Origin of the sequence: Bradyrhizobium sp. CCGB20 (genome assembly GCF_024199855.1) — a bacterium.
Classification (GTDB): domain Bacteria; phylum Pseudomonadota; class Alphaproteobacteria; order Rhizobiales; family Xanthobacteraceae; genus Bradyrhizobium.
Genome location: NZ_JANADN010000001.1, coordinates 6,972,013 through 6,985,333, shown reverse-complemented (window position 1 = coordinate 6,985,333; position 13,321 = coordinate 6,972,013). Strand labels below are relative to the sequence as shown.

The window sequence follows — 13,321 nt, the reverse complement described above, 5'->3', positions numbered from 1 at the left end:
GTACGCATCGATCGCCGCTTGCAGCGACAAGGCGCAGCTGTCGTTCCTAACTGGGCAGGATGGCTGCAGGTGAAATGCTCAAAATCGGAGTGATCTCGGACACGCACGGTCTGTTGCGGCCGGAGGCGGAGCGATGCCTGGCCGGGGTCGGCGTAGCCTGCGTGATCGCCGCACCCGTCCGGCAAGAGCTGCGACGATCTATGCAGGAACGACAAGTGCATCAAGACATTGCACCCCGTGATGTCGAAATGGAGCGACGCGATGCGCATGACTAAGTCAGGCCTAATACTGATTGCCCTCCTGACTAGTGCCACTACAGGCGCGGTCTGGGGCCAGGGAGGAAGCGGGAGCGGTGGAGCTTCAGGCGGAAGCGCGAGCAGTGCCGCCGGCGCGTCCGGCAGTTCACCCACCGGGACCAACTCGGCCGGGACGGCTCAATCGAGCGGCGCCGGCCCGCGGGGATCGACCACGGTCGGACGAGCCGGAAACCCGGCGGGCGGGACCAGCAGCGGCCGGATTGACGGAACGGTGACGCCCGGTCCTTCGCTGCAGGGTGACGACCAGATTCGCTCAGAGACCTCGCGGAACTCCAACGTCGATCGAAAGATCAAGAGCATCTGCAAGGGATGCTGACGCAGGATCAGGGTTTTGCCGTATCGGGCGTCCAGTCGAGATCGGCATCGTTTTGAGGCTGGGGATCAGGCGTGCATGGCTTGATCTCCAGGTCATCTTCCAGCTTCGGCTCCCCTTCGATTGTTCGACCAGGCCGGCCTCGTCGGCTTTCTCAAGCGCCTTCTCCTTGGTCGCGAACGTCCGGCTCAGCTTTTCGTCGTCGTTGAACACAGCATATGCCATGGCAGCCTCTCTCGTTTGTCTGGGACGCGTGCCAAGCGCGTGTCCCGTGCGATATCATCGGCGCACGCGATGGATTCCATCTTGAGCACGAGCGGTTTCCGTGGCTTGCATGTCAAGAAAACCCGCGCGCCACCTCTGGGCCATCGCCGTTTCCGACAGGTCGAAGGATTTTTCCGGCCCGGCTTCTTCCAGCCCTGGCCGGTAGCTCAGGAGATGGATCAGGTCATGGTGATCAAGGCTTTGCAATTCGGCCCGGAGCTGGCGAGCTTCGAGGGCGTGGCGAAGCCGGTAAAAGGTCTGGTTGCCGAATGTCAGGTCGGTCTTGCGTTCGGCTGCGGCCTCGATTCCGTCGGGAACTCGACCGTCGCGGGCGAAGAGGTCGATGACATAGAGGCGGAGCGAGGCCGGCGTTTCGAGGATGGGGTCAAAGGGCGCGTTCAACGAGAAGCCACCATCGCCAAGCCATCTGCCGGCGATCTGCACCGGCGCGAACTCGGGAAGAAAGCCGCAACTGGCCAGGATGTGATCCATGTCGATGCGCTCCGATGCAGAATCGAATAGGACGGTGTCGCCGCTTTCCAAGTCCGTGGCGCAGATCGTGATGCGGGGACTGCCATCGTTCAGGCGATCGAAATCGATCAGCGCCTCGAGGCGCTCTCGCGTGGGGCCTAGATCATACAGGCCACCGAAATGAGACGCCGGAAGGGGAAGTCGGGGATGGAAGAACCCCGCGCTGCCGAACAGGTGCGCGTTGATCGCGTTCATCCAACCGAACAGGTGGCGACCGGCATTCGGCGTCACGGTTACGCCGTCCGGTGCTCGCCAATAGTTGCGCAAGTTTGGAATCCGGTCGGCCGCAGCGCTTCCCGCGATGAGTGCAGCCGAGATAGCACCGGCCGACGAGCCCGCAACCCAGCCGGCCGAAAGTGACAAGGACGTAAAGGCCTCGAAGGCGCCGCCATGGTAGGCGCCGAGCCCCAGGCCTCCGGAGAGGACAAGGGCGGTGAGAGGCGGATCAATTGCCATATCCGGTCGGATTACCTCAGCGTTCGTATCCTCGACCGCGGCGGGCATAAGCGTAGCGGGGACTGATTCCGCAATAGGCGTTTGTTCCCGAGGCGCTCGCCATGCATTGGCCATAGCTCGCGAACTGGCCGTTGCCCGGATAACCCCAAATGCGACCTTGAAGGCAGTAGCGACCTTGCGCCATTGCCGGCGTTGCGGCGGCGAAGCTGGTCATGACTCCCACGGTGAGGGCAATGAGGGTGGCGCGTTTCATGGAAGGCTCCTGATTCAATTCGTGAACGCTACCTCCGATCTAGCGTTCCTAGCGCTGCGGCTCCGCGCGAGATCGTGTCTCATCTGCTGCCTTGGAACACTTCCGGCGGAGCTCCGTTAGCGGGGGAAATTGCCGGAGCCTCCGATGACCGAATATCCAAAGCCGCCTTTCCCTGCGCAGCAGCAGCCGATGCCCGGTTCGACACGTGCGATGAATCCACGGCCTGATCATGGTGAGGAGAGTTACAAGGGCTCAGGCCGCCTTTCCGGCAGGAAGGCGATCATCACCGGCGGTGACAGCGGCATCGGCCGCGCGGTCGCTATTGCCTATGCGCGCGAGGGAGCCGACATCGTCATCGCTTATCTGAACGAGGACGAGGACGCCACCGAGGTCAAGGCGCTGATTGAGCGGGAAGGGCGCAAGGTCATCCTGATCCCCGGCGACATCAGTCGGCCAGATCATTGCCGCGCCGTCGTGGAGCGCGCGGTCGCGGAGCTCGGCGGGATCGACATTCTCGTCAACAACGCCGCCCATCAGGCCAGCTTCAAGGACATTGCAGACATCAGCGACGAGGAGTGGCGGCACACGTTCGAGGTGAACATTCATGCCATGTTCTATCTGACGAAGGCTGCCGTCCCGCACATGCGGCCGGGAGCCGCGATCGTGAACACGGCCTCGGTGAACTCGGACATGCCGAACCCGACCCTGCTCGCTTACGCCACGACCAAGGGAGCCATTCAGAATTTTACTGGAGGACTCGCGCAGATGTTGGCAGCGAAGGGGATCCGCGTCAACGCGGTAGCGCCCGGTCCGATCTGGACGCCACTCATTCCGTCGACCATGCCGGAGGACTCGGTCAAGAATTTCGGCAAGCAGGTGCCTATGCAGCGCGCCGGACAGCCGGCCGAGCTCGCGACGGCCTATGTCATGCTGGCCGATCCTCTATCGAGCTACACGTCAGGAGCAACCTTGGCCGTCACCGGCGGAAAGCCATTCATCTAGGCCAAGAACTTGCAACTCTATTTAAGCCCCAATTGCCGAGTTGGGCGGATGATCAAGGCGGCAAACACATGATCCATCACGTCTCAATCGGCACTAATGACATAAGGCGTGCCAAAGCTTTCTATGATCCGCTTATGTCTCTGATTGGCTTTCGGCTACTGAAAGGCTCCGAAAGGTCGCTTCACTATGGAGCATCCGACATCGTCTTTAGCCTTGAAACACCGCTAAATGGGCTGCCGGCAATGGCTGGCAATGGCGCTCACATTGCCTTCCAGGCACTAAACCGCGAAACCGTTCGGACCTTTCACAAGACTGCCATAACGAATGGCGGAGTTGATGAAGGAGCTGCCGGTATCCGCGAAAATTACTTCGCCAACTACTACGGCGCGTTCGTTCGGGACCTCGACGGAAACAAGATAGAGGCAGTGACGTATACTGCGAGAGAGAGCTTCTAGGTTCCGAAGCCCGACCTCATCTTGCCTGGTTCGTCGAGGCCAGCCAGGTGTATGGGTTTTCCAGATAAAAAAGGCCCCGCAGCGCGGGGCCTTTGTCATATCCGGTCTGAGGACTATCGCCGTGTCCCCGCGCCGTAGAGCTCGCGCTCGCGGCCGATGTCGTCCGGTGACAAGGGCGGGCTTGCGGCGTCGAAGTCGCTCCAGCCGGCCTTCTGCCAAGCGGAACTGCGCTCCTGAAGGTTGACGGACCTCTCATGGAGAAGCGCATCGAGGCGCGCGCGATCGTTGTCGGGCACCTTCGCGGAGACGAGGGTGCCGCCGCGGCGAACGCCTTCCGCGTAGCGCGATGCGTCTTCTTTGGAAACGCCGGCCTGGGTGAGCGCGCCGACGATGCCGCCGGTGGCCGCGCCCGCGGCCGCGCCGGCGGCGGTGGAGGCGAGCCATCCAGCAGCCACGACCGGCCCGAGACCGGGAAGGGCCAACAGGCCGAGGCCGGCGAGAAGGCCCGCCGCGCCGCCGAGGCCGGCACCAATGCCAGCACCCGCGCCGGCCCCTTCAGCGCGATCGTCGACGCCGTCGCGGTCACGGTCGACTTTGCCGCGCTGTGAACCATACCAATTGTCGGAATTGTTGGCGACGATGCTGATGTCGGAGTGCGGCACGCCGGCGCTCTCGAGCCGCGTGACGGCCCGCTCGGCATCGGAATAATTGTCGTATAGGCGAGAGATGGTGGTCGTCATGCTAACTGCTCCTTACTTCGCGGGATTGACGTTGCCTTGGAAGTCGACGCTGACTTCGGTCTTGGTACCGGCCTTGTCGGCCTTGCCGCGCCAGACGCCTTCGTTGTCCTTCTGCAGGCCGGAGACGTTGGAATATCCCGCGTCCTCGATCCGCGATTTCGCCTGGCCCTCGGTGAAGCTGTTGCGGCCCGCGACTGGCGCGTTCGAATTGTTCTTGTCGGAGCTGTTGACGGCGTTGTTGCCTGGCCCGCCTTGCGCCGGCTGCGACTGGGCGCCCGCGGGGCACGACGCGAGCAGCAACAAGGTTGCGGCCAGCAAAGTTAGACGTGACATGTTTTTGTCTCCTGCTAGTGATTATGCCGGCGACAACAACTGAGACCCGAATTGGTTGCTGCTGTGCGAAGTGCGCAATGCCGCAGCACTCTCTCGCAAGATTGGCCGCAGCCAACGCCTGCTGCGCTGTCGTGCGGCACTGCGCGGGCGACAAAGCCTCTCAATCCTCCCTTCGTTATTAGTCGGGAAAAAGTGGAAACTTTCCCAAGTGCCTTGAGTTGGCAACGACGAGGTTCGTCTCCGGAGACTGAGCATGGTCGATGAAGTCGTCTTGAAGAACGCTACGGAGACCGCCTGGACGGTGTATCGTGCCCGGCATCCCGAAGTCGGCGCCTGCGACAGCCGGCGCTGCCTGCTGCAGCGCCATCTGCACAGGAGATGGGAAGAGCGAGAGAGCGACACTGAAGAGCTCGCCAGCTTCGGGATAGCCTACCTGCACCAGCTTCCCCGTGACGAATGTTGACGAGCATGAAAATGCTCGTTGCGCGCGTAGCCCGCGGAAGCACAAGACCCAGTTGGACGCTGCTCGCGCTTTCGTTTCTCATATCCGCAGTCGTCGTGATCGGCTTGCGCATCGCGCTTGGAGACTAGTTCGGTGCGGATCGCCCAGCTTGCCCCGTTGGCCGAGAGTGTTCCTCCAAAGCTTTACGGCGGCACGGAGCGGGTGATCGCGTGGCTGGTGGACGAATTGGTCTCCGCCGGGCACGCCGTCACCCTGTTCGCGAGCGGGGATTCGAAGGCGAAGGGAACCCTCCATCCGGTGTGGCCGCGAGCGCTGCGCTTGGGGCGCAGGGGCGTCGATCCGAACGCCGCCTGCGCGCTGCTGATCGAGGCTGTCGCCGAGCGCGCGCGCGACTTCGATGTGATTCACTCTCATGTCGACTGGTTGCCCCTGCCGGTCCTGAGCCGGACCGGCGTGCCGTTTCTGACGACCATGCACGGCCGGCTCGACCTTCAGGGACTATCCGACGTGATCGCTGCTTTTCCGGAAGCTCCCTTTGTCTCCATTTCCGACAACCAGCGCCGTGCGCTTCCGGACGCGAACTGGATCGCCACGATTTCGCACGGATTGCCCAAAGGTCTGTTTCGGCCCTCCTTTAAACCAGGTTCTTACCTGGCCTTTCTTGGACGGCTGACGGCTGAGAAGGGGCCGGAAGATGCGATACGCATTGCGCGCGCCGTCCGGATGCCGCTGAGGATCGCCGCCAAGATACCCCGCGCGGAGACGGCCTACTTCAAGAAGAAGCTCGAACCCGAGATTGACGGCGAGAACGTCCATCTGATCGGAGAGGTGGACGAGGTTGGCAAGCAGCCCTTTCTCGCCGGCGCCGACGCCTTGCTGTTTCCAATAGATTGGCCCGAGCCGTTCGGGCTTGTCATGATCGAGGCGATGGCATGTGGCACGCCCGTGATCGCCTATCGTTCCGGATCGGTGCCGGAAGTCGTGGAAGACGGCGTCACCGGCTTCATCGTGGACGGTGAAGAGCAGGCGATCGAAGCAGTCAAGGAAGTCGTTCGACTGGATCGAAGAAAGGTCCGCGCCCGCTTCGAGGAGAGATTCCTCGCGAGCCGGATGGCGAGCGAGTACGAAGACCGATATCGCGAGCTGATCGCTCGCGGAGGACGCCAAGCGCCATGAAGGATTTTGCGCACGCTGCGTTTTCGCCTGACGTCGTCCAGCTCATGACGACTGCGCTGGAAGCCGCCGTTGCAACGTTGCCGGAGCCCGTTCACGCGCGTCACGTCCATATGTTGGCGGAGTCCATCCTGCGGGCGGCAAATGCCGGAGAGCGGGACCCTGCCGTGCTTCAGCGGATGGCGATGCTGGAGCTGCAGCTTGCGTCCGGCCATTGAAAGGGGGCGGCGGGTCAGGCGGGCGCGTTGCGGGTTCCCGAACGCTCTTTTCGCCTGTCCCGAGCCCGCAAGAACTTGACGGTTATCTCGGCGCCGTTGACGCCGTCAAGCTCGCAGCTGCGATAGGCCAGGCCCGTCGAGGAGAGCACTAGGAAAAATTCTGTCAAGGAAAGGGATTCGATGGAAACCTCGAGCGTCAGCCTCGCACCTTCTTCCGAGATCGTCTCGACCGCACAGGGAGGCCGCCAGGTTCCGTCGATGGCCATCATTTGCGCCGGAAGCGCGGTTTCGAACGTAACGGATTGCTCGTCTTTGGATCGCGGCACGGAGGAATCACCATCGGACGATTGCGTCGCGTAGGAAATCTCCTGTTGCCGGAAGTTGCGTTATCATTTGTTAGAAAATGGAGTGCCTTTCTGCTGATGGCCCCGTTCAGGCCCAGCGCTCCCGGCCGCGAGGTGTTGGGTCTCAGAATGGTGGGCGATACTCATCGGCACCTCGTTCATCGAGGGAAATCATTCGCGAATCGAATGCGGCCCCGGCGCATGGGAGGGTCCGCCGGGGCCGCTCTTACGCGCGCTGTTTGAAGGAGATGTACTCAGGCGCGCAGTTGCTGTCGGGGGTCAACGCCTCGGAGTCGTCCCGTTCGACGGTGGGGTCGTCTCGTTGCGCATGCCGGGAGGACTGGAGGCGCCTTGCCCGCCGCGCTCGACATGGCTGATGCCGCCGCCGCCAGATCCGCCTGCGGACCCTCCTGCGCCAGTGCCACCGTTACCGGCCGCACCACCTGCGCTCGCGCCACCTGCTCCCGCGCCGCCCGATCCTGCACCAGCGCCTGCTCCCGCACCGCCGGCTCCCGCGCCTGCACCGCCCGCTCCCTGTGCGAATGCGGCGCCCACTGAGGCACTGGCCAGCATCGTGGCCATGAAGATCGTCAGAATTGTCCTACGCATAAGGTTTCTCCTTGAGGTTTACCAAGGACAAATCGTGTGCGGTTTGGACCGTTCCTAGGAATGCGTCTCAGTGTTGATATTGAGAGGGAACGGCGACTACGTCGAACTCCTCGGCAAGCGCATTCAAGGCCGCGCGCATTTCAGGACCTTGCATCGCCGGACCATGACGATGCGGCCCAGTCGATCTGGTCGGTTGACTGAGCCCCGATCGTAAGCGCCAGCAAGGCGATTATCCTTCGGAAAGACGACCGAGGTCTGCCGGTTGTTCCGGATAAGGGAACATCTGTCGCCTTATCTCGTTTTATGCGCGAGACTTAAAGAGGAAAACCAGATGGGCGCGACCATCGAACACGAGGGCAAAGGCAAGGACGGAGCATTCCGTCTGGAGGACGAGGTGGCTGCCTGGCGTAGCAGGCGCAGCCTGCGACAAGGAACCACGACAGGCAAAGTGCATGTGGTTCGTATCACGAAACGCGTGATCCCGGCGTCGCGTCCGTCAGCGGACCGCGCGCTCCTTACCGCAAGACCGCAGCTGCGCAGCCGGTAAACGTCGGAAAGGCGCATGACCGGCACGGCCAAAGCCCCATCAAAGAAACTCCAATCGAGAGGCTCTCCCGCAGCGGCCAAGCCAGCCGATCAAAAGCCACTCCCGCTGGGGGCGGGCGCGCGCATGAACGCCAGGATCGCCCTGGCACTGATATTAGTGGCGCTCGGACTTTGGACCGCCGCGAGTTTCCTGCCTGCTCTCGTTTGGGCGACCATCATGGCGGTCGCCCTGTGGCCGCTCTATCTGGCGTTCGCCACGCGCGTCATGGGCGGTCCTTCCGGAGCAGCGGCTTTTGCATTCACAGTCCTCGTCGCACTGATCCTGGTAACGCCAATTGCCCTTGCCGTGTACGAAGTCGCGCAGCAGAGCGATTTGCTGGCCGACTGGCTCAAGAGGGCGCGGGAGAGCGGCGCCGAAGTGCCAGACTGGATCGCCCGCCTGCCGATCGCCGCCGGGAGCATGGAGCAATGGTGGCGGGCCAATCTCTCGGATCCGAAGGCGGCTACGGAGTGGTTGAAGTCGGTGAATGCGGACAACGTATCCGACCTCTTCCGGACGTTGGGCGGTCAACTGGTCCACCGGCTGTTTCTCTTGTTTTTCTCCTTGTTGGCCTTATTCGCTCTGCTCCGCAGCGGCCGCTCGATTACGAGCCGCTTCCTTGAGACTTGCGACAGGCTCTTTGGAGACGCGGGAGAGTGCCTAGTCGAGAAGATGATCGACGCGACCCGTGCGACCGTGAACGGCACGGTGCTGGTAGCCCTTGGCGAAGGGATAGCGATCGGCATCGGTTATTTCGTGGCGGGCGTCCCCAATGCGCTGATGTTCGTCATCTTCACGACGGCGTTCGCGATGATCCCGTTCGGCGCCTGGCTGGCGTTCACCGTCGCGGCCATCGTCACGATATCGGAGGGCGGAAGCGGGGTCGCTGCGGCCGGAGTGTTCTTGTGGGGCTCGATCGTCATGATCGCTGGCGATCATTTCGTCTGGCCGACGGTGGTGAGCGGCTCGGCGAGGCTTCCCTTCCTGCTCGCGTTCGTCGGAATTTTCGGCGGACTGGCTGCGTTCGGCCTCATGGGTCTCTTCGTGGGGCCGGTCATCATGGCCGCGCTACTGGCGGTTTGGCGCGAGTGGATATTCCGGCCTCTACCGCAGGCGTGATGGAGGATATCATTGAAAACCCCGGCATAGCCCAATGTTAAAGGGTTGCCTGCTCCGCGAGTGGGACGCTGAGCGGCGTCGAGATCCAGGCAGCAAGCGCACGATGTAATCCCGCCATTTGCACACCGGATGGGCCTGCAGGCGTGCCGGCCCAGTATGGAAGCAGAATAATGTGTCTCATATCCGGCGGTCGTTGGAACGAACCTGCGCGCTTGGCAATGGTTCCATGAGGTAGCCCGCGAGTCTCTTGGGATCGTCGGCGTTTCGGGCCCGTTATCTGTCTTAACCGCAGCGGCAGCGAGTCATGGACGACAAGGCGTATAGACTAAAGCAGAGCCCGGCGCAGTCGGAACACGGATTAGTCAGGGTGCGGGGCGCGCGCGAGCACAATTTGAAGAACGTGGACGTGGACATTCCGCGCGATGCGCTTGTGGTGTTCACCGGCGTCTCCGGCTCCGGAAAATCATCCCTGGCATTCGGGACGCTGTATGCAGAAGCGCAGCGACGATATCTGGAATCCGTGTCCCCTTACGCTCGGCGCCTGTTTCACCAGATGGCCGTGCCCGAAGTCGACGAGGTCGAGGGGCTGCCGCCGGCTGTCGCGCTGCAGCAGCAGCGGGGCTCGCCGACAACGCGATCCAGCGTCGGCAGCGTCACGACGCTGTCGAACCTGTTCCGGATGCTCTATTCGCGCGCCGGCGACTACCCGAAGTCGCAACCTCTGCTTCATGCAGAATCCTTCTCGCCCAATTCGGCAGAAGGGGCTTGTCCGAAATGCCACGGTCTCGGCCGCGTCTACGACGTGACCGAACGCTCGATGGTGCCGGACGACACCCTCACCATCCGCGAGCGGGCCGTCGCGGCGTGGCCGACGGCATGGCACGGCCAGAACCTGCGCGATATCCTGACGACCCTTGGTTACGACGTCGACACGCCCTGGCGCGACCTTCCAAGAAAGGCGCGAAACTGGATCCTGTTTACGGACGAGCAGCCCACGGTCCCCGTCTATGCCGGCTATGACGCCAAGGAGGTGCAGAGAGCGCTGCGGTCAGCAGGTTACGGATCTTGCACGCCAGCACGATACCGGAGAGCGTCGCTCCCACGACGTTGGCCAGCACGATGACCCAGTCGCCCTGGATCGCGCCGTAAACGGTCCAGAGGCCCAGTCCCCGCGTAAGCGCAGCCAGCGTGCCTAGCGAGAGGTCGCGGGTCGATCCGCGCGGCCAAGCCTTCCTAACCTGCGGAATGTAGGAGAGCGATGCGAGAAAGGCGGCGACGCCGCCGACATAGGTAGCGATGGAGCCGGACATGGCGTGATGCCGTTCCTCGTTTCCTCAGCTGGCGCGCTTGAGGACCTCCACCTTCGCCTTCTCGATCTCCTTGTCGGGAGCTTCCTCGATGCCTGCGATAGCGTTGTGAGCATTCTTGGTCGCGAGGATGAGCTCGTCGAGTTTAACCTGAAGCGCCAGCGTATCCCGGTTCTGGGTCGCCTGGATCAGGAAGACCATTAGGAAGGTGACGATGGTGGTGCCTGTGTTGATGACGAGTTGCCAGGTGTCGCTGAAGCCGAACAGCGGTCCCGTGATGGCCCAAACCAGCACCGTGGTAACCGCGAGAAGGAAAGTGAGCGGGCGCCCGGAGATTCGCGACGTCGCTACCGCCAGTCGGGCGAACCAATCGCCATTCCGCTGCGACGCCGGTGATGCATTCCCGACAGGCAGGTGTGCTCGCATGATGACTCCTCCGATTAATTCGGCTCGACCTTGAGCTTGGGGTCGGAGGGCAGGACGCGCGCACCGGCGGCGTTCGCCGCCTTCTGCGTCGTGACGCCAGTGTCGGCGTGAACGACGCCGGCATTCTTGCCGCCGGTAAGCAGATAGAAGGCGGCTGCTGCGGGCACAGCGAGTCCGACCACGTCTAACGTCGACGTCCGCGCTTTCCTTTTCACTGCGCCTCCAATTCGCTTTTCTAACAACGACTTGCGCGGTTCGTTCCGTCGACGAGGATCGAACCCGGAACTCGCTTCGGAGTTATGGAGTCCGAATGTTGGATCGGACGGACGATGGTGGCCGATTGTGCACCCGGTGCTGGTTCGGACGAATGCTTCGCGGTTGCACCGGTTATCCCGGAAGGAGACGGACCATGCCGATACTTGAAGACTTCAAGGAATATGCGGAGCGAGCCACCGGTCTGCGCCGGCCTGGCAAGCGGAAGGCGCCCGAACTTGTGCGTTCAAGAAAGCCCCACACCGTTCGGTTCAAGGATGATGGGTTGATCCCGAACCATCCACGCTGGGCCCTGATCCTGTACAGGGGCGCGGTCGACTTCGACGGGGAGCACGATCCCGCGGCAGTGCTCGAAGACCTGTTCGAGGCGAACGGATGGGCCGACAGCTGGCGCGACGGCATCTACGACTATGTTCACTACCACTCCCGCATTCACGAGGTGCTCGGCATCGCTCGCGGTGAGGGCCGCGTCCGGTTCGGTGGCAGCAAGGGCCGGATATTCAAGCTGAAGGCAGGTGACGTCGCGATCCTGCCCGCCGGTACGGGCCATCAGTGCCTGTCCGCAGACAAGTACTTTCTCGTCGTCGGGGCCTACCCCTGGACGGGCAGGTACGACGAGTGCACGACCGTCGAGGATCGTTCGCGGGCGTTGAAGACGATCCCGAAAGTGCCGGTACCGCGAAAGGACCCGGCGTACGGCGCCGATGGTCCGCTCCCCAAGCTATGGAAAAAGCCGAAATGAGCGAGTATGTCATCCGCTTTCTGGCCAGCGGCGCGGTAGTCTCGGCCTTTGCCATGCTGACCGTCGGGACCAGTCTAGGTAATGCCCGCTTCATCAACCGCAGCAACGCACGAGCTAGGCAGACGGTGACCGGCCGGACGTCACCTCCCTGATCGCCTCGACGATCTGGTCAGGGTGATACGGCTTCTGCAGGATGAGGCTGCCGGGGACCGGACGCGGCGTGACCGGCGAAAAGCCGGTGGCGTAGATCACCGGAAGATTAGGATGATCCTGACGGCAACGTTCGGCGACCTGCCAGCCGTCGATCTTTCCAGGCAGCTTCACGTCGGTCACCAGAACGTCGGCGGCTTTGCGTCCGCACCAGGCCAGCGCCTGCTCGCCGTCGGCCGCATGGATGACGTCGTAGCCCTCGTCCCTGAGGACATCGACGACGAATTCGCGGATGAGGGTGTCGTCTTCGACAATGAGTATGCGCACCTGCAGCCGTCCTGAACGTTTTGATTTGCGAATTGCAAACTGCTAAATGTTTGCGCAGTTCCGAAAATGTCATAAGTTAATCGCCTTCTTGCTGCGACGCTTCACGATTGATCCGCATTAACGGGCATTCGCGGCGGTCTCGCGATATCCGGGCATGAAGCGACCTGAGGAGCCGCTGCGGTTAGGGCTGAACGGATGCTCCAGGCGTCGCGGTCGCCGCCTGGTTCGTGCTGCGCCAATTCGCGTCACGCTCTCGGCTCAACGAGCAGCGGCCCCGCGATGTCGCGGAGCCGCTGAGATCAAGACGGAAGAAGCTGGCCTAGGCCGCCGTCGACGCCTTGGCGTTGACGCCCTTGCGCAGCGCCACCGTGTTGAGCTTGGTGTTCGCCGCCTTTTCCTCGTTGAGGTTGGTGGTCAGGAAGCGGACGATCTCGTCGTGGCCAAGTTCTTCCGCCCAGGCGATCAGCGTGCCGTAGCGGCACATCTCGTAGTGCTCGACGGCCTGAGCGTTCGCGACGATGGCGGCGTCCAGCACTGCCTTGTCCTCGATCTCACCCGCGGTCTCGTCAGCTTCCTTGATGATGCCGTCGATGGCCGGGCACTTGGTGCCGCTGGGCTCCTTCCCGACCTTCGCGAACGCCTTCTCCAGCCGCTCGACCTGCTTGTTAGTCTCCTCCAGATGGTTCTTGAGGCCGGTGACGAGGTCGCGGTTGGTCGCTTTGTCGATCATCGTCGGCAGCGCTTTCAAGATCTGCTGCTCGGCATAGTAGATGTCCTGCAGACCGTGGATCAGCAGGTCCTCCATCGTTTTGATGTCCTTCGTGAAGAAGCCCATAATCGATTTCTCCTCTCGCAATGATGGTGAGGAACGCGTGGCGTCTCGCGGGGTTCCCATCTGCTACGATGCGTCAAGACGGAGG

At 62.4% G+C, this 13,321-nt stretch carries 19 protein-coding genes and 2 pseudogenes; 10 read left to right on the top strand and 11 right to left on the bottom strand.

Features of this window, described 5'->3' with window-relative positions:
- Positions 1-74: 74 nt before the first annotated feature.
- Positions 75-149 (top strand): annotated as a pseudogene (locus tag NLM15_RS32640) (metallophosphoesterase); the annotation flags it as partial.
- Positions 150-570: 421 nt separating this feature from the next.
- Here NLM15_RS32640 and NLM15_RS32635 read toward each other — a convergent pair.
- Genes NLM15_RS32635 through NLM15_RS32625 form a run of 3 tightly spaced genes read right to left on the bottom strand, consistent with a single transcriptional unit; the run spans position 571 to position 2,134 of the window.
- The gene (locus NLM15_RS32635) at positions 571-855 is read right to left on the bottom strand and encodes a hypothetical protein (RefSeq protein WP_254121864.1); all 285 of its coding nucleotides are present in this window, start codon (positions 853-855) and stop codon (positions 571-573) included.
- A gap of 54 nt (positions 856-909) precedes the next feature.
- Entirely contained in the window at positions 910-1,881 is a 972-nt protein-coding gene (locus NLM15_RS32630) for a patatin-like phospholipase family protein (protein WP_254121863.1), read from the bottom strand.
- A gap of 16 nt (positions 1,882-1,897) precedes the next feature.
- Positions 1,898-2,134, bottom strand: a complete 237-nt coding sequence (locus NLM15_RS32625; protein WP_254121862.1) for a DUF3551 domain-containing protein — start codon at positions 2,132-2,134, stop codon at positions 1,898-1,900.
- Between the two features lie 144 nt (positions 2,135-2,278).
- On the opposite strand from NLM15_RS32625, the gene NLM15_RS32620 reads away from it, so the two are divergent.
- Together NLM15_RS32620 and NLM15_RS32615 are read left to right on the top strand one after the other, a co-directional pair.
- Positions 2,279-3,136: an SDR family oxidoreductase gene (locus NLM15_RS32620; protein WP_254121861.1), complete on the top strand. Its 858-nt coding sequence runs from the start codon at positions 2,279-2,281 to the stop codon at positions 3,134-3,136.
- A 68-nt stretch (positions 3,137-3,204) separates the two neighbouring features.
- The gene (locus NLM15_RS32615) at positions 3,205-3,591 is read left to right on the top strand and encodes a VOC family protein (RefSeq protein WP_254121860.1); all 387 of its coding nucleotides are present in this window, start codon (positions 3,205-3,207) and stop codon (positions 3,589-3,591) included.
- A gap of 113 nt (positions 3,592-3,704) precedes the next feature.
- Here the strand turns inward: NLM15_RS32615 and NLM15_RS32610 are convergent, their stop codons facing one another.
- Complete coding sequence (locus tag NLM15_RS32610) at positions 3,705-4,331, bottom strand: hypothetical protein (RefSeq protein WP_254121859.1); 627 nt, start codon at positions 4,329-4,331, stop codon at positions 3,705-3,707.
- A gap of 12 nt (positions 4,332-4,343) precedes the next feature.
- Positions 4,344-4,664: a hypothetical protein gene (locus NLM15_RS32605; RefSeq protein WP_254121858.1), complete on the bottom strand. Its 321-nt coding sequence runs from the start codon at positions 4,662-4,664 to the stop codon at positions 4,344-4,346.
- Between the two features lie 253 nt (positions 4,665-4,917).
- Between NLM15_RS32605 and NLM15_RS32600 the strand changes: the two genes are divergently transcribed.
- The 3 genes from NLM15_RS32600 (at position 4,918) to NLM15_RS32590 (ending at position 6,518) form a co-directional block, all read left to right on the top strand.
- A complete protein-coding gene (locus NLM15_RS32600; protein ID WP_254121857.1) occupies positions 4,918-5,127 on the top strand; it encodes a hypothetical protein in 210 nt (69 codons plus the stop codon).
- 132 nt (positions 5,128-5,259) lie between these two features.
- Positions 5,260-6,303, top strand: a complete 1,044-nt coding sequence (locus tag NLM15_RS32595) for a glycosyltransferase family 4 protein (RefSeq protein ID WP_254121856.1) — start codon at positions 5,260-5,262, stop codon at positions 6,301-6,303.
- Positions 6,300-6,518: a hypothetical protein gene (locus NLM15_RS32590; RefSeq protein ID WP_254121855.1), complete on the top strand. Its 219-nt coding sequence runs from the start codon at positions 6,300-6,302 to the stop codon at positions 6,516-6,518. The genes NLM15_RS32595 and NLM15_RS32590 overlap by 4 nt, the downstream gene beginning before the upstream one ends.
- 14 nt (positions 6,519-6,532) lie before the next feature.
- Here NLM15_RS32590 and NLM15_RS32585 read toward each other — a convergent pair whose 3' ends face one another.
- Positions 6,533-6,787: a PilZ domain-containing protein gene (locus NLM15_RS32585; protein ID WP_254124538.1), complete on the bottom strand. Its 255-nt coding sequence runs from the start codon at positions 6,785-6,787 to the stop codon at positions 6,533-6,535.
- Positions 6,788-7,802: 1,015 nt separating this feature from the next.
- Between NLM15_RS32585 and NLM15_RS32580 the strand changes: the two genes are divergently transcribed.
- The 3 genes and pseudogenes from NLM15_RS32580 to NLM15_RS32570 form a co-directional block, all read left to right on the top strand.
- A complete protein-coding gene (locus NLM15_RS32580; protein WP_254121854.1) occupies positions 7,803-8,018 on the top strand; it encodes a hypothetical protein in 216 nt (71 codons plus the stop codon).
- Between the two features lie 15 nt (positions 8,019-8,033).
- The gene (locus tag NLM15_RS32575) at positions 8,034-9,176 is read left to right on the top strand and encodes an AI-2E family transporter (RefSeq protein WP_254121853.1); all 1,143 of its coding nucleotides are present in this window, start codon (positions 8,034-8,036) and stop codon (positions 9,174-9,176) included.
- A gap of 304 nt (positions 9,177-9,480) precedes the next feature.
- Positions 9,481-10,224 (top strand): annotated as a pseudogene (locus NLM15_RS32570) (excinuclease ABC subunit A); the annotation flags it as partial.
- On the opposite strand, the gene NLM15_RS32565 reads toward NLM15_RS32570, so the two are convergent.
- From NLM15_RS32565 to NLM15_RS32555, 3 genes are read right to left on the bottom strand one after another with little or no spacing between them, the layout of a single operon-like run.
- A complete protein-coding gene (locus NLM15_RS32565) occupies positions 10,154-10,486 on the bottom strand; it encodes a SemiSWEET family sugar transporter (RefSeq protein ID WP_254121852.1) in 333 nt (110 codons plus the stop codon). The pseudogene NLM15_RS32570 and the gene NLM15_RS32565 sit on opposite strands and share 71 nt — an antisense overlap.
- 24 nt (positions 10,487-10,510) lie before the next feature.
- Positions 10,511-10,909: a low affinity iron permease family protein gene (locus tag NLM15_RS32560; RefSeq protein ID WP_254121851.1), complete on the bottom strand. Its 399-nt coding sequence runs from the start codon at positions 10,907-10,909 to the stop codon at positions 10,511-10,513.
- Positions 10,910-10,923: 14 nt separating this feature from the next.
- Complete coding sequence (locus NLM15_RS32555) at positions 10,924-11,091, bottom strand: hypothetical protein (protein ID WP_254121850.1); 168 nt, start codon at positions 11,089-11,091, stop codon at positions 10,924-10,926.
- A 227-nt stretch (positions 11,092-11,318) separates the two neighbouring features.
- On the opposite strand from NLM15_RS32555, the gene NLM15_RS32550 reads away from it, so the two are divergent.
- Positions 11,319-11,924 carry a cupin domain-containing protein gene (locus tag NLM15_RS32550; RefSeq protein WP_254121849.1) on the top strand — a complete coding sequence of 202 codons (606 nt, stop codon included), beginning with the start codon at positions 11,319-11,321 and terminating at the stop codon, positions 11,922-11,924.
- A 114-nt stretch (positions 11,925-12,038) separates the two neighbouring features.
- On the opposite strand, the gene NLM15_RS32545 is transcribed toward NLM15_RS32550, so the two are convergent.
- Positions 12,039-12,401, bottom strand: coding sequence for a response regulator (locus tag NLM15_RS32545; RefSeq protein ID WP_254121848.1), 363 nt, complete (start codon positions 12,399-12,401; stop codon positions 12,039-12,041).
- A 319-nt stretch (positions 12,402-12,720) separates the two neighbouring features.
- Positions 12,721-13,236 carry a ferritin-like domain-containing protein gene (locus NLM15_RS32540; RefSeq protein WP_254121847.1) on the bottom strand — a complete coding sequence of 172 codons (516 nt, stop codon included), beginning with the start codon at positions 13,234-13,236 and terminating at the stop codon, positions 12,721-12,723.
- Positions 13,237-13,321: the final 85 nt, after the last annotated feature.

Coding starts and splice junctions, on each gene's coding strand:
- NLM15_RS32635 (WP_254121864.1), bottom strand. CDS start 855: ATGGCATATGCTGTGTTCAACGACGACGAAAAGCTGAGCCGGACGTTC.
- NLM15_RS32630 (WP_254121863.1), bottom strand. CDS start 1,881: ATGGCAATTGATCCGCCTCTCACCGCCCTTGTCCTCTCCGGAGGCCTG.
- NLM15_RS32625 (WP_254121862.1), bottom strand. CDS start 2,134: ATGAAACGCGCCACCCTCATTGCCCTCACCGTGGGAGTCATGACCAGC.
- NLM15_RS32620 (WP_254121861.1), top strand. CDS start 2,279: ATGACCGAATATCCAAAGCCGCCTTTCCCTGCGCAGCAGCAGCCGATG.
- NLM15_RS32615 (WP_254121860.1), top strand. CDS start 3,205: ATGATCCATCACGTCTCAATCGGCACTAATGACATAAGGCGTGCCAAA.
- NLM15_RS32610 (WP_254121859.1), bottom strand. CDS start 4,331: ATGACGACCACCATCTCTCGCCTATACGACAATTATTCCGATGCCGAG.
- NLM15_RS32605 (WP_254121858.1), bottom strand. CDS start 4,664: ATGTCACGTCTAACTTTGCTGGCCGCAACCTTGTTGCTGCTCGCGTCG.
- NLM15_RS32600 (WP_254121857.1), top strand. CDS start 4,918: ATGGTCGATGAAGTCGTCTTGAAGAACGCTACGGAGACCGCCTGGACG.
- NLM15_RS32590 (WP_254121855.1), top strand. CDS start 6,300: ATGAAGGATTTTGCGCACGCTGCGTTTTCGCCTGACGTCGTCCAGCTC.
- NLM15_RS32585 (WP_254124538.1), bottom strand. CDS start 6,787: ATGATGGCCATCGACGGAACCTGGCGGCCTCCCTGTGCGGTCGAGACG.
- NLM15_RS32580 (WP_254121854.1), top strand. CDS start 7,803: ATGGGCGCGACCATCGAACACGAGGGCAAAGGCAAGGACGGAGCATTC.
- NLM15_RS32575 (WP_254121853.1), top strand. CDS start 8,034: ATGACCGGCACGGCCAAAGCCCCATCAAAGAAACTCCAATCGAGAGGC.
- NLM15_RS32565 (WP_254121852.1), bottom strand. CDS start 10,486: ATGTCCGGCTCCATCGCTACCTATGTCGGCGGCGTCGCCGCCTTTCTC.
- NLM15_RS32560 (WP_254121851.1), bottom strand. CDS start 10,909: ATGCGAGCACACCTGCCTGTCGGGAATGCATCACCGGCGTCGCAGCGG.
- NLM15_RS32550 (WP_254121849.1), top strand. CDS start 11,319: ATGCCGATACTTGAAGACTTCAAGGAATATGCGGAGCGAGCCACCGGT.
- NLM15_RS32540 (WP_254121847.1), bottom strand. CDS start 13,236: ATGGGCTTCTTCACGAAGGACATCAAAACGATGGAGGACCTGCTGATC.